Here is a 13,487-nt window from a genome sequence, read left to right as displayed (position 1 = left end):
ATAACCCTGTCCCTTTGTTAGGCGGCAGGGTTTCCGTCATGAATACGAAAGGAACGATGACGCATGAATATTCCTCAACTGAAAATGACATCCCAAATGGCTCAAATTGAACTGCAACAAACGAAACCAAAACAAACAATCCGGCAACCAAAAGCAGACATATCAATTCAACAGCCTAAGGCAGAAGTGAGTATGCGGACAACTCCTAGTAAGTTAACTATTGATCAAACAAAGGCATTTGCCGATGCAAATTTAATGTCTATTTTCCAAAGAAATGATCAATTTGCAAGAGAAGGAAAACAAGCCGTTTTAGAGGGGATAGAGAGACGTGCGCAGCAAGGAACAGAACTAATGAAGATTGAGCAAAAAGGAAATCCTCTAATATCTCAAGCAAAAATGAATGCATATACACCAATGAAACGGTTAGGAATAGCTTTTATCCCTTCTCCGTTTTCAGTGAAAATAGACTATAAACCAGCAGAACTTCATATAGATGTACAAGCAAAAAAGCCAAATATTAAGGTGCAAACAAATTCACCTGAGCATCACTATGTACCTGGAGATGTGTTGACCAAAATGAAGCAATACCAAGATTTGCAGATTGAAGTCGTTTATCCTGAAGATAAGGTATTATAAGACTCGCACTTCATGAAGAAAAGATAGAAGCTGAACAAGTCTAATTAGGAAATAACTTCACCTTAAATCCCTTTTTTGAAAAAGCTTTAGGTCATAGGGGGAAGAAACCTAGACGAATGGAAATTCACTATGTAATGAGGTTTGTCTTTGCTACAGAATATTGTAAATTTGTACTGCAAGAAAAGTAATATTCCATACTACACAAGTGTAACAGTACGGTTATCTAACTTAATTAAAACATCATGTTTTGCAACCTATTAGATTAGTTAAAGAAATGGAAGGAGTACGATTATGCGTATAATGACAAAATATTTTGGGAAGATGGACATTGATTCTGCTAGAGTTATCCATTTTCCAACTGGTATATTAGGATTTCCTCAAGAAACAGAATTTGTTTTAATTGATTTTCCTAAGCAATCTGTATTCCAATTATTACAATCTACAAAAGAAAGAGAAATAGCATTTATTGTATTGAATCCTTACCAAATGTATACAAATTATGCATTTGAATTGGACGACAGTATTGTACAAGCATTAAAACTGAGAGACGAAACGGATATCGTTGTATTATCAATTGTCACCCTAAAGAAGCCTTTTAAGGATAGCACGATTAATTTGCAAGCTCCGATAATTATTAATGCAAACAAATGGTGTGGTAAGCAGTTTGTAATTAAGACGAACCAATACAACACGAGAGAGCCGATTACTGTAAACGATCCTTTAATGGCGAAGGGAGAATAAATATGCTTGTATTAACTCGTAAACGTAATGAGGCAATCCAAATCGGTGAAGATATTGAGATAAAAGTGCTTGGTATGGAAGGCGATCAAGTGAAAATCGGCATTAGTGCTCCTACTTCTGTAGATATCTATCGTAAAGAACTCTATTTAGACATCACTCATGAAAACAATAAAGCGGCAAATATTTCAAATGAAATAGTGAATCTTTTAAAAGATAATACATAGATATTTTCATAACAAACCAGAGGCTAAAATATTTTGCCGCATTGTTATAAGTTCTTCATTAATAGCATTTTTACTAAACAGATTAAATAATTGTACAGTTAATCCGATATAAAAATAAAAAGGTTGTGGAGCAAATGAATATGCGATTAGAGCGCATTGGGACCGGGTCACATCCTAAGTTACAAGAACAGAGTAACGATCGGCAAAAGGTGATGAAGGAGGCAATTAATAACGATCAAAGTCGGACCGATGTTATTCGTCCGTCCATGGTCGTGACAAAAGATAAACTGAAAACAGCCGTAGAAAAACTGAACGAATTTATTGAGCCACTCCGAACAGATCTACGTTTTAAATTCCATGAAAAGCTGAATGAATACTATGTGACAGTAGTCAATCCATTAACAGATGAAGTTATAAAAGAAATACCGCCGAAAAAAATGCTAGATATGTATGCGGATATGGCGGAATATATGGGGATATTAATCGATGAGAAAATATAAAACGTTTAAAGTGGCTTCTGTACTATTGAGAGAGGATAAAATTTTAGAGTATAAGTAAAATAATGGCGGTTTTCCGCCATAAAGGGTTTTGCGAAAAGCGAATCTTTAAAAAAACATTTGAATAATACAATGTAAAGGGGCGAGACAAATGGTCATGCGTGTTGGTGGCTTAGCAAGCGGTATGGATATTGAAGCAATGGTAGATAAATTAATGAAAGCGGAACGTATACCATTAAATAAATTAGAGCAAGACCGCACGAAATTAGAATGGAAACGAGATGCTTTTCGAGAAATCAACAGCAAGCTAACAGAGCTAGATGATTTAATGTTTGAAATGAGGAAGAGTGTAGCTTATAACGCAAAAAATGTTAGTTCAACCAAAGAAGGTGCAGTAACAGCAACTGCAAATGCGGATGTTGCCAATGGTACATATCAAATTAGAGTGAATCAATTAGCCAGTACAGCGATTAATGTAAGCACAAATACTGTAAAATCAGATGTACAGCTAGTTGAAGGTGATGAAATAGCCTTTAATACGATAAATGAAAAAGGTGAAGAAGTACCATATACGTATACGATTCAAAAAGGCGATACATTAACGGGCGTATTAAAAAAAATATCTCGAGATGATAATAATGTACGTATGTTTTATGATGAACAATCGGAAAAAGTAATTATGGAAACGACAAGGACAGGAAATTACCGTGATGGTGCAGAAATTCAATTTGATAATAATTCATTTTTAGCTAACGTGCTTCACATGGATATGGATAAGGAATCAGGCGGTACTAATGCGAAGTTTGAATACAATAATAGCGGGTTAATCATGGAATCGAAAACAAATTCCTATAAGATAAATGGAATGACATTGGAATTTAAGCAAGAGACAGAGGGTAAAAACGTCAGCCTTACTGTAACAAATGATGTGGACGCTTCCTACGAGAGAATAACGGAATTTGTTGATAAGTATAATGAAGTCGTAGAAGCGCTACACAAGTCACAGTTAGAGGAGCGTCATCGTGATTACCCACCATTAACCGCTGAACAAAAAAAGGATATGTCGGAGAACGAAATTGAACTTTGGGAAAAAAGAGCTAAAAGTGGGCTTTTACGAGGAGACACGACAATTTCTAATGGCTTATTTAATCTGCGCTCTAGCTGGTACGAAAAGGTAGATACTGGCGGAGAATATACAACATTGACACAGGTTGGAATTGAAACATCCAAAGACTATTTAGATGGCGGAAAGCTCATAGTTAACGAAAAAGAGCTGAAAACAGCACTTCGGGAAAACCCTGCTGATGTACAAAATTTATTTACTAACAGTGACGAAGGAAATTCACGTGGACTAATCCAACGTTTAGAAGATTCTCTGGAAACAACAAAAGAGCAAATCAGTGAAAAAGCTGGTAGTATTTTAACACCTTCATTAGAAAGTTATACATTGGGGAAACGAATGAAAGATGTGGATGATCGGATGGAATCGCTTGAAGATCGAATTGCTCAGGCTGAAGCTCGTTATTGGAACCAATTCACAGCAATGGAAAAAGCAATTTCAAGAATGAATCAACAGTCAGCGCAATTAATGTCCCAATTCGGTGGTGGCATGTAAGGATGGGAGTGAGTGAGCAATATGTCTTTTAATAAGCAACATCAAGTTTACCGAGATAACGCAGTAAATACAGCGTCACCTTCCGAATTAACGTTAATGCTTTATAACGGTTGCATAAAATTTATTAAACAAGCGATGAAGGATATAGATGGAGATCAGTTTGAAGCTAAAAATAAAAATATCCAAAAGGCGCAAAATATCATTCTTGAGTTAATGGTTACGTTAAATATGGAAGTTGATATTTCCAATCAGTTTATGTCACTTTATGAATATATGCATCACCGCTTAACAGAGGCGAACACACAACATGATAAAGCGGCATTGGAAGAAGTACTTAGCTTTGTTATCGAGTTTCGGGATACGTGGAAGCAAGTAATTTTACAAACTAGAAAAAAACAATACTCTAAAGGTGCTCAAGTGTGATGAATCGGTTAACTTCCTTGTATGATACTACCCAACATTTACATGATCTTCTTCAACAAGAAATAGAACCGAAAGAACGCGAATCGATCATCTCGAAAGTAAATGACTTGATTGAAGAACGTGGTGAACAAATGAATGCACTAAAACCGCCTTTTTCAGAGGAAGAAAAAGCTACAGCAAAAAAAATTATGCAATTAAACAAGTTAATTGAACACGGAATGCTGTTACTGTTTGATGATTTGAAAGTAGAATTGCGCCAAATGAAAAAACAAAAACAATCCAACCGAAAGTATATTCATCCATATGAAACGATACAAGCACGAGATGGAATCTATTTAGATCGGAAAAAATAAATGCAGTGTAATTTTATGCAATGGGATTGTGTTCATTTTCTATTACTTGATGAAGGATTGCCAAGTTATTAAATAGATCGGAGGAAAAAAGTGCTTTTTCCTCCCGATTATTTTCCCCGATGTTAAGATAGAAATTTACCAAAAATACGTGCTATCTTAACTTGTTTTTTAGTGTAAATTAACTAAACCTAGTTGTATCAAGGTTTAAACGATTTAATGTAACAATTTCTTTACATTTTAATAGTTTTTACAGGAAATTTAATGGGAAACGTTGTATAATGAAAGTAGCAGGAGAAAGGAGGACACTGATATGAATTTTAACATACGTGGTGAAAATCTTGAGGTAACAGGGGCTATACGTGATTACGTGGAGAAGAAGATAGGTAAGTTAGAAAGGTATTTTGATGCTCCGCTAGCTTCTGATGTACATGTGAATTTAAGTGTCTATAATGATGAACAAAGGATTGAAGTGACGATTCCGATGACTAATTTGTTATTGCGCGGTGAGGTACAGCATGTTGACCTTTACGCTGCTATTGATTTAGTTGTCGATAAACTTGAAAGGCAAATTAGAAAACATAAAACAAAAGTAAATAGAAAGTTTAGACAAAAAGGATCTCCTAAGCATGTTTTTGCAGAATTAGAAAAAGACGCTTTAAATGGAGAGCAAGAAGAAGAGTCTTCCGATATAGAAATTGTGCGAACAAAACGATTCGACCTTAAACCAATGGACTCTGAAGAAGCGGTGTTACAAATGGATATGCTCGGTCATTCTTTCTACGTTTTTGAAAACGCTGTAAATGGTGAAACAAACGTTGTGTACCGAAGAAAAGATGGAAAGTACGGGTTAATTGAACCAAACGCATAAAAAATTTTATAAAAAGTAAAAGCCAGTTGTTTTATGACAGCTGGCTTTTACTTTTTTAGTGGTCTAAGAAATTATAAAATTTTGCAGCTGTGGATAAACTAACTAAGTTTTATAGCCACGTCCGGCTCCAGCGCCAGCAACTAGGCGACTTCACTACATTGCCTTAAGCTAAGTCATCATCGGTTCGTTCTAAATAGGAAGGCCAACTAAAGACGGACTTGCCGGAGGGCGCCCGCATACTCCTGTTGCAGGAGCGTGATTCCTAAAACTTTCGTTGATTCGTTCCACTCTTTACGTTGCTAACCGGGCGCTTGCACCTTTGTTCTTAAAATAATCTAGAACCACATTGTACCTACAGCTGTTTTGGTTATCACACTTCTATGATTTTAGTTGGTATGTTTTCTGCGTAGCTAATAAGGAAGGTGTTACTAACAGACTAAAAATCTTGTCGGAAATTGATGTCCATTATACTAAATTTAAATAATGTTTGTAAAAATGTTGTGAAATGTGGTAGAAACCCACTCATTCACTGGGTATTTTATCCTAAAATTGCAGAATTATGTCGTTTGTAAGCCTAAAAACTAATTTTGGCTGTTCGCTTCATGAAGGCTTTTTGTGATATAAAATATGTAAGGGTAGGAGGTGAGCCATTGGATTGTGACAAAAGTCTTTATCTAAAGCATATTACTCAAAAAATAGAGCAACATGAGAGAACGATTAGCCAACTTGTGGAAATTGTAGCAGTTTTAAATCGACAATTAGCTACATACAAGGAGGGAGTAATGGAACGAAAGCGATAAATTTCTCCGTAAAAATTTCCTCGCAATAAGTAAACTCCCAAAACCCCCAATTATCCTCTCTGAAAAGAGTGGTTCATCCCCGAACCACTCTTTTGTATGGTTTGAGCTGCATATTACTAGCATTTAGAATAAGCTCTTAGTGAATGATGACGTTTACTCTAAAGCAAAGTAGTATCGTATGCTTGCATATTTTCTTACTTTTTTCAAGACAGTGACGTTCTTTAGCATGGCTTTTTAACACTATAGGAAAAACTACGACTTCCGCTATAAGACTTGGCGACAAGCTAAATTTTTCTAAGAGAGGGGCGAAACAGTTCTGAACGTTTAAGCATAAATGAAACTGGTAAAAATTGAAGTGCTAAAATAATGAAAATACATATTTACGGCCTCTGACATGGATGTATATCTTCCATTGGTTGAGAAATTAAAAAGCATATGTCCGTCTAACCTGTTCTTTTTTCATTTATGTGTGTACAAGTTTTAGGATGTAATCACTTTGTTTAGAAAGACATTGCTAGGTGTGATTTCATGCTACAAGTTGTCATCTATCTTTAGAAAGTGTTATGATAAATGATGGATGAAAATATTAAAACGAGTTTAACAATACACATCTCCAATTATCCAATGCGTATGCTACATGTTAAGATATAGGGGATTCAAGAAATTTGTTATTTTTGATAAATATTGAGGTGCTGCGTAAATGGCAAGTATATTACAGAAAATTTTTGGTGATGGAACGCAACGACAATTGAAAAAACTTCAAAAAACTGTCGATCAAATTGAAGCGTTAGAACCGGAAATGGAAAAATTATCTGATGAGCAATTACAACAAAAAACAGAAGAGTTTAAAACAAGATATCAAAACGGAGAAACGCTAGACGAATTGCTAGTAGAAGCATATGCAGTTGTGCGAGAGGCTGCAAAACGCGTTTTAGGTATGCGTCCATTTCAAACCCAGTTAATGGGAGCAATCGCCTTACATGAAGGAAATATTGCAGAAATGAAAACAGGGGAAGGTAAAACATTAGCTTCCACGATGCCTGCATATTTAAATGCTATAGCTGGAAAAGGCGTCCATATAATTACAGTAAACGATTATTTAGCAAGTCGTGACGCAAAAGAGATGGGTGAACTTTATGAATTTCTCGGTTTAACAGTTGGACTTAACGGAAATGGACTTACAAAAGAACAAAAACGAGAGGCTTATAACCAAGATATTACGTACGGTACGAACAACGAGTATGGTTTCGATTACTTACGTGATAACATGGTTTTGTATAAAGAGCAGATGGTACAACGCCCGTTGAATTATGCAATTATTGACGAGGTGGACTCTATTTTAATTGATGAAGCAAGAACGCCATTAATTATATCAGGCTCTGCTAAAAAATCCGCAAGTTTATATCAACAGGCAAATGCATTTGTATCGACATTAACAAAAGATGACTATTCTTACGATGAGAAAACGAAAGGCGTTCAGTTGACAGAAGAAGGGATTAACAAAGCAGAACGTTATTTCTCTATCGATAATTTATTCGACTTGAATCATGTTTCTTTAACGCATCATATTAACCAAGCTTTAAAAGCACATATCTCGATGCACCGTGACGATGATTATGTTGTGGAAGATGGGGAAGTCGTTATTGTCGACCAATTTACTGGTCGTCTCATGAAAGGTCGTCGCTATAGTGACGGATTACATCAAGCAATAGAAGCAAAAGAAGGGTTACAAATTCAAAATGAAAGTATGACATTGGCATCGATTACGTTTCAAAACTTTTTCCGTATGTATAATAAACTTGCCGGAATGACAGGTACAGCTAAGACGGAAGAAGAAGAGTTTAGAAATATATACAATATGGATGTTATTGCCATCCCGACAAACAAGCCTATTATTCGAGATGATAAGCCTGATTTAATTTATAAGACCATGGAAGGAAAATTTCGTGCTGTTGTTGAAGATATTAAAGAACGCCACCAAAAAGGCCAACCCGTTCTCGTCGGTACGGTTGCCGTCGAAACTTCCGAACTCATTTCCAAGATGCTAAAAAAAGCGGGCATTAAACATGAAGTGTTGAATGCAAAGAATCACTTTCGTGAAGCAGAAATCATTGAAAATGCTGGGCAGCGTGGTGCCGTTACTATTGCAACGAACATGGCTGGTCGAGGAACAGATATTAAATTAGGCGAAGGCGTTGTGGAATTAGGTGGACTTGCTGTAATAGGAACGGAACGTCATGAATCTAGGCGTATTGATAATCAGCTACGTGGACGTTCTGGACGTCAAGGAGATCCAGGTGTATCGCAATTTTACCTTTCCATGGAAGATGAATTGATGCGTCGATTTGGGTCTGATAACCTCCGCGCCATGATGGAGCGCTTAGGAATGGAAGATTCGCAACCAATTGAAAGTAAAATGGTTTCTCGTGCAGTAGAATCAGCACAAAAACGGGTGGAAGGAAATAACTTTGATGCGCGTAAGACGGTTCTTTCCTACGACGATGTTTTACGTGAACAACGCGAAATTATTTATAAACAGCGTTTTGAAGTGATTGATGCAGATGGCAATTTACGCGAAATTATTGAAAATATGATTGTGTCTGCATTGGAACGTGTTGTTACAACACATACTCAAGACGATGATGAAGATAAGTGGGATTATAAAGCAATTGTAGATTATGTAACAGGTAACTTGCTTGAACCTAATGACATATCAGAAGATGATCTCAAAGGAAAAGATCAAGAAGAAATAACCGAATGGATTATGGAAAAAGTAAAAGCTCGTTATGACGAAAAAGAACAAGAATTAACGGAAGAACAAATGCGAGAGTTTGAAAAAGTGATTCTCCTTCGTACTGTTGATACTAAATGGATGGACCATATTGATCAAATGGATCAGTTACGCCAGGGAATTCATTTACGTGCATACGGTCAAAACGATCCACTTCGGGAATATCAACTAGAGGGCTTCGCTATGTTTGAGTCGATGATTCAAAGTATTGAAGAGGAAGTAGCGAAGTATATCATGAAAGCCCAAATTCGTGATAACCTTCAACGTCAGGAAGTTGTGAAAAATACGCAAGCTGTTTCTGGCGATCAAGAAGAAAAGAAAAAAACACGTAAACCATTTGTCAAACAGAACAACGTAGGTCGAAATGATCCATGCCCATGTGGTAGTGGAAAAAAATATAAAAATTGCCACGGGAAGTAAAAAGGAAGAAGCACTCCAAAAACGGAGTGCTTTCCTGACGCTTTGGCAACAATAATTACATAGAGGTGATTGAATTGGAACTAGTAGATATTAGAAACGATTTAGATAAGATGAATGGCCGCATCAACGATTTTAGGGGGTCTCTTTGACTTAGAGGCAAAGACAGAGCGTATTCATGAATTAGAGCTACAAATGACTGCTCCTGAATTTTGGGACGAGCAAGAAAAAGCTCAAGGCGTCATCAATGAAATGAATCATTTAAAAACATATGTCAATAATTTTTCTCAGCTTGAGCAACAGCTTGATAATTTAGAAGTTTCTTATGAGCTTGTAAAAGAAGAGAATGATCAAGAGCTATTAGAAGATTTAATTCAGCAATTAACTTCTTTACGACAACAATTCAATGACTTTGAATTACAAATTCTTTTGAGCGATCCATATGATGCCAATAACGCTATCTTGGAATTACACCCTGGTGCGGGTGGCACGGAATCTCAAGACTGGGGAAGCATGCTGTTACGAATGTATCAGCGCTGGGCAGAGAGAAAGAAATTTCAAGTTGAGACGTTAAATTATTTACCAGGTGATGAAGCAGGAATTAAAAGTGTAACATTGCTCATTAAAGGACATAATGCTTATGGTTATTTAAAAGCAGAAAAAGGTGTACATCGCCTTGTACGAATATCACCGTTTGATTCATCGGGTAGAAGACATACGTCGTTTGTTTCGTGTGAAGTGACGCCAGAAATGACGGAGGATGTAGATATCGAAGTAAAGTCGGAAGATATAAAAATCGATACGTACCGTGCTAGCGGAGCAGGCGGCCAACACGTAAATACAACGGATTCTGCTGTACGTATTACGCATGTACCGACAAACATCATTGTTACTTGTCAAAATGAACGGTCTCAAATTAAAAACCGAGAAGCAGCTATGAAAATGCTAAAGTCAAAATTATATCAACGTGAAATTGAAAAACAAAAGCAGGAATTGGCTGAAATTCGTGGTGACCAAATGGAAATTGGTTGGGGTAGTCAAATTCGTTCTTACGTTTTTCATCCCTATTCTATGGTGAAAGATCATCGCACAAATGTAGAAGTTGGTAATACGCAAGCGGTTATGGATGGAGAAATTGATTCGTTTATTGATGCTTATCTAAGACAACAGGTGAATTAAAGCAATATTAATTTTTCATAAATTCGTCATAATTGACTTTGCGAGTTGACCTATCAACCTTTAGCGCCTTTTTTGTAGTAATATTTGGAAACAGAAAGAGTTTTAAAACAGTAGTCTTTGGTTATAATAGAATTGATATATGATTAATAACATAGTTAGGGGGATTAGAATCATGAAAAAATGGTTATTAGCAATGCTGTTTGGTACTGTATTAGTGTTGGGCGCATGTGGGGGCGGCGATGATGAAAATGCTTCCGAAAAACCAGCTGATAAGGACGATACAAAAACAGAGGAAAATGGTGGAAGTGTAGATGCTACAGCTGCTGAAGGAGTCTATCAGGATAATTGTTTAAGCTGCCACGGAGCAGACTTATCTGGCGGTAATGGCCCTGCTTTGACAGATGTAGGATCAAAGTATTCTTCAGAAGAAATTGCAGACATTATTAAAAATGGAAAAGGAAGTATGCCTGAAAACATGGCTAAAGGCGATGATGTTCAATTACTTGCTGATTGGTTAGCAGAAAAGAAATAATGAATTTATTAACAAAGCTTACTTGGAAAAATAAACAAGTAAGCTTTTTATATATGCGCTCTGCATGGACGAAAACTTCTAAACGGATTTGAAAAGTCGCTGAAGTTCATCATATTTTCGGTTGAGTTTTATAAAAAATCGCTGAAGTTCACAAAATAGTTACTCGAAGTTCACGTAGAAGTCGCTGAAGTTCACAATTATTCACGATGAGTTGCTACACCTTAAATTAAGAAAAAACAGTAGCCTTTTACAATTGCTGCTGTTTTTTGTTTGTTAAAAAAATGCTAAATTTTTGCTTTTATACAAGTGAAGTTACTTAAACAAGTATCTAAATCTTCCAAATATGCGTAGAGCCCTTCTTCGGCAATTGCTTCTTTTCACTTACGACATAATCGGGATTGGTAAGTATATCCACTCCTGAAAATAGTACAAAAGTCACTTGATTTTCTATAATATGACAATTTATTTCACATAAGCCTCACTTTGAAATACAAATGTAATAATTTTGTGTCTAAAAATGGTGCGGAAAGATGTTATAATTATGTAGACACACTCCTCGAAACATTTATGAGTGGTTATCTTAACTCGATTTTTAAACGTGCTAGAGTCACTATCCTCAAAAGTGGATTTTGCGCAAAAAGGGGGAGTGAGAAAGACCTACGTCTACATATCCAAATTGTTTAGAACCCTTCAGTTATGCCAATTATATGATATTATTGCCTCATAATGATAAAAGGTTCCTATTCTGTTTGACGATGTGCATCATGCTTAACGTGGCACGCTACATTAAAAAAATAAAGGTGATTAATAAAATGATACATATGAAAGATGTATATAAAACGTATAATAATGGTGTTTCGGCACTAAATGGAATAAATATAAATATTGATCGTGGTGAATTTGTATACATAGTTGGTCCAAGTGGTGCAGGTAAGTCCACATTTATTCGGCTAATTTTCCGAGAAGTAAAGCCAACAAAAGGAACGGTTTATGTAAATGAAATGAATGTTAATGAATTAAAAGAAAAGCAAGTGCCTTTGCTGCGGAGAAATGTTGGGGTCGTTTATCAGGATTTTAAATTGTTATCTAAACTGACAGTCTATGAAAACGTAGCTTTTGCGATGGAAGTAATCGAGTCCCATCCATCACTTATTCGAACACGCGTCATGGAAGTACTAGATTTAGTCGGCTTGAAAAATAAAGCTAGATTTCTCCCTCATGAATTATCAGGAGGTGAGCAACAACGTGTATCGATTGCACGAGCTATTGTGAACTACCCTAAGATTGTTATTGCTGATGAACCAACAGGTAACTTAGACCCAGATACTTCATGGGGAATTATGAAGGTTTTGCAGGAAATCAATGACCGTGGAACAACAGTCATTATGGCTACACATAGTAAAGAGATTGTCAATACTTTTAAAAACCGTGTTGTTGCAATTGAAGACGGGTTAATTGTTAGAGATGAACATCGAGGTGAATACGGCTATGAAGGTTAGAATACTTATGCGACATATACGTGAAGGATTTAAAAACATCCGGCGTAATGGATGGATGACAATGGCCTCGATTGCAGCTGTGACAACGACATTAATTTTAGTTGCTGCTTTCTTAGCTTTAATGCTGAATTTAAACGAAATGGCAGACAACATAGAAAGAGATGTCCAACTTGATGTCATGATAGAACAAACGGCGACTCAGGAAGATATCCAAGCTTTAGGAGAATCTATCAATAAATTAGAAAACATTGATTCTGCTGTTTTTTCTTCCAAAGATGATGAGTTAAAAAAGTTAATTGAAAGCATGGGAGAGGATGGACAAGCTTGGGAAATGTTTGAGCAGGACAATCCATTGAACCATGTTTATATTGTGAAGGCAAAACAGCCTGAAGATACATCAGCTATAGCTGAAGAAATTAAACAAATGTCAGCTGTAGAAGATGTCGTTTATGGACAAGACGTTGTGAAAAAATTATTTGAGTTTAACAAGTATGCAAGAACGATTGGTTTAGTGTTAATAATTGGGTTAGTATTTACGGCTATATTCTTAATTTCAAACACGATTAAAATCACGATTATGGCTAGAAGTAAAGAAATTGGCATTATGAAACTAGTTGGTGCGACCAATGGTTTTATTAGGTGGCCATTCTTCGTGGAAGGATTATTACTGGGTGTAATGGGTTCGATTATACCAATTATTATTGTGCTTACTGGGTATTATTACGTAGAAGATATTCTAAGTAAGCAAACGACGTACAAATTTATTGAACTTTTACCTTATGCTCCTTTCGCTTTTCAGCTATCGGGAATTATTTTAGCAATTGGTGCAGCTATAGGTGTTTGGGGAAGTTTGATGAGTGTTAGGAAATTCCTAAAAGTCTAACCAAATATTTTTATTGACACCATGAACAT

14 protein-coding genes are annotated in these 13,487 nt (G+C 36.1%); all 14 read left to right on the top strand.

Annotated features, from left to right (window positions below):
- Positions 1–63: 63 nt before the first annotated feature.
- The 14 genes from BUB45_RS09010 (at position 64) to ftsX (ending at position 13,458) form a co-directional block, all read left to right on the top strand.
- On the top strand, positions 64–636 hold the full coding sequence (locus BUB45_RS09010) for a DUF6470 family protein (protein ID WP_073007612.1): 573 nt from the start codon (positions 64–66) through the stop codon (positions 634–636).
- A 291-nt stretch (positions 637–927) separates the two neighbouring features.
- A complete protein-coding gene (gene fliW, locus BUB45_RS09005; RefSeq protein WP_073007609.1) occupies positions 928–1,377 on the top strand; it encodes a flagellar assembly protein FliW in 450 nt (149 codons plus the stop codon).
- A 2-nt stretch (positions 1,378–1,379) separates the two neighbouring features.
- Positions 1,380–1,601, top strand: a complete 222-nt coding sequence (gene csrA, locus BUB45_RS09000; RefSeq protein WP_073007607.1) for a carbon storage regulator CsrA — start codon at positions 1,380–1,382, stop codon at positions 1,599–1,601.
- A 140-nt stretch (positions 1,602–1,741) separates the two neighbouring features.
- A complete protein-coding gene (gene flaG / locus BUB45_RS08995) occupies positions 1,742–2,101 on the top strand; it encodes a flagellar protein FlaG (RefSeq protein ID WP_073007604.1) in 360 nt (119 codons plus the stop codon).
- Positions 2,102–2,249: 148 nt separating this feature from the next.
- Entirely contained in the window at positions 2,250–3,713 is a 1,464-nt protein-coding gene (locus tag BUB45_RS08990) for a flagellar hook-associated protein 2 (RefSeq protein ID WP_244527697.1), read from the top strand.
- Positions 3,714–3,734: 21 nt separating this feature from the next.
- Positions 3,735–4,136: a flagellar export chaperone FliS gene (gene fliS, locus BUB45_RS08985; protein WP_073007602.1), complete on the top strand. Its 402-nt coding sequence runs from the start codon at positions 3,735–3,737 to the stop codon at positions 4,134–4,136.
- Positions 4,136–4,489 (top strand): flagellar protein FliT, encoded by a 354-nt coding sequence (gene fliT / locus BUB45_RS08980; protein WP_073007600.1) that lies wholly within the window; start codon positions 4,136–4,138, stop codon positions 4,487–4,489. The genes fliS and fliT overlap by 1 nt, the downstream gene beginning before the upstream one ends.
- 310 nt (positions 4,490–4,799) lie before the next feature.
- Positions 4,800–5,357 (top strand): ribosome hibernation-promoting factor, HPF/YfiA family, encoded by a 558-nt coding sequence (gene hpf, locus BUB45_RS08975; protein ID WP_073007597.1) that lies wholly within the window; start codon positions 4,800–4,802, stop codon positions 5,355–5,357.
- A gap of 650 nt (positions 5,358–6,007) precedes the next feature.
- Positions 6,008–6,157: a hypothetical protein gene (locus tag BUB45_RS19845; protein WP_162985847.1), complete on the top strand. Its 150-nt coding sequence runs from the start codon at positions 6,008–6,010 to the stop codon at positions 6,155–6,157.
- A gap of 700 nt (positions 6,158–6,857) precedes the next feature.
- Positions 6,858–9,368 carry a preprotein translocase subunit SecA gene (gene secA / locus BUB45_RS08970; protein WP_073007594.1) on the top strand — a complete coding sequence of 837 codons (2,511 nt, stop codon included), beginning with the start codon at positions 6,858–6,860 and terminating at the stop codon, positions 9,366–9,368.
- A 74-nt stretch (positions 9,369–9,442) separates the two neighbouring features.
- Positions 9,443–10,544, top strand: a protein-coding gene (prfB, locus tag BUB45_RS08965; protein WP_139300125.1) for a peptide chain release factor 2 whose coding sequence is annotated in 2 segments (ribosomal slippage) — positions 9,443–9,514 and positions 9,516–10,544 — 1,101 coding nt in all. Because the reading frame shifts where the segments join, the coding sequence is not laid out codon by codon here.
- Between the two features lie 172 nt (positions 10,545–10,716).
- Positions 10,717–11,076, top strand: a complete 360-nt coding sequence (cccB, locus tag BUB45_RS08960) for a cytochrome c551 (RefSeq protein ID WP_073007592.1) — start codon at positions 10,717–10,719, stop codon at positions 11,074–11,076.
- A gap of 812 nt (positions 11,077–11,888) precedes the next feature.
- Positions 11,889–12,575, top strand: coding sequence for a cell division ATP-binding protein FtsE (ftsE, locus tag BUB45_RS08955; RefSeq protein ID WP_073007589.1), 687 nt, complete (start codon positions 11,889–11,891; stop codon positions 12,573–12,575).
- Complete coding sequence (ftsX, locus tag BUB45_RS08950) at positions 12,565–13,458, top strand: permease-like cell division protein FtsX (protein WP_073007587.1); 894 nt, start codon at positions 12,565–12,567, stop codon at positions 13,456–13,458. The genes ftsE and ftsX overlap by 11 nt, the downstream gene beginning before the upstream one ends.
- Positions 13,459–13,487: the final 29 nt, after the last annotated feature.

This window comes from Virgibacillus chiguensis (assembly GCF_900129865.1).
GTDB lineage: Bacteria > Bacillota > Bacilli > Bacillales > Amphibacillaceae > Virgibacillus > Virgibacillus chiguensis.
The sequence above is the reverse complement of the archived record's forward strand: the minus strand, read 5'-3'. Positions and strand labels throughout refer to the sequence as shown.

What these genes read in the sequence shown, in the direction of transcription:
- BUB45_RS09010 (WP_073007612.1), top strand. Translation starts at nt 64, where the DNA reads ATGAATATTCCTCAACTGAAAATGACATCCCAAATGGCTCAAATTGAA.
- fliW (WP_073007609.1), top strand. Translation starts at nt 928, where the DNA reads ATGCGTATAATGACAAAATATTTTGGGAAGATGGACATTGATTCTGCT.
- csrA (WP_073007607.1), top strand. Translation starts at nt 1,380, where the DNA reads ATGCTTGTATTAACTCGTAAACGTAATGAGGCAATCCAAATCGGTGAA.
- flaG (WP_073007604.1), top strand. Translation starts at nt 1,742, where the DNA reads ATGCGATTAGAGCGCATTGGGACCGGGTCACATCCTAAGTTACAAGAA.
- BUB45_RS08990 (WP_244527697.1), top strand. Translation starts at nt 2,250, where the DNA reads ATGGTCATGCGTGTTGGTGGCTTAGCAAGCGGTATGGATATTGAAGCA.
- fliS (WP_073007602.1), top strand. Translation starts at nt 3,735, where the DNA reads ATGTCTTTTAATAAGCAACATCAAGTTTACCGAGATAACGCAGTAAAT.
- fliT (WP_073007600.1), top strand. Translation starts at nt 4,136, where the DNA reads ATGAATCGGTTAACTTCCTTGTATGATACTACCCAACATTTACATGAT.
- hpf (WP_073007597.1), top strand. Translation starts at nt 4,800, where the DNA reads ATGAATTTTAACATACGTGGTGAAAATCTTGAGGTAACAGGGGCTATA.
- secA (WP_073007594.1), top strand. Translation starts at nt 6,858, where the DNA reads ATGGCAAGTATATTACAGAAAATTTTTGGTGATGGAACGCAACGACAA.
- cccB (WP_073007592.1), top strand. Translation starts at nt 10,717, where the DNA reads ATGAAAAAATGGTTATTAGCAATGCTGTTTGGTACTGTATTAGTGTTG.
- ftsE (WP_073007589.1), top strand. Translation starts at nt 11,889, where the DNA reads ATGATACATATGAAAGATGTATATAAAACGTATAATAATGGTGTTTCG.
- ftsX (WP_073007587.1), top strand. Translation starts at nt 12,565, where the DNA reads ATGAAGGTTAGAATACTTATGCGACATATACGTGAAGGATTTAAAAAC.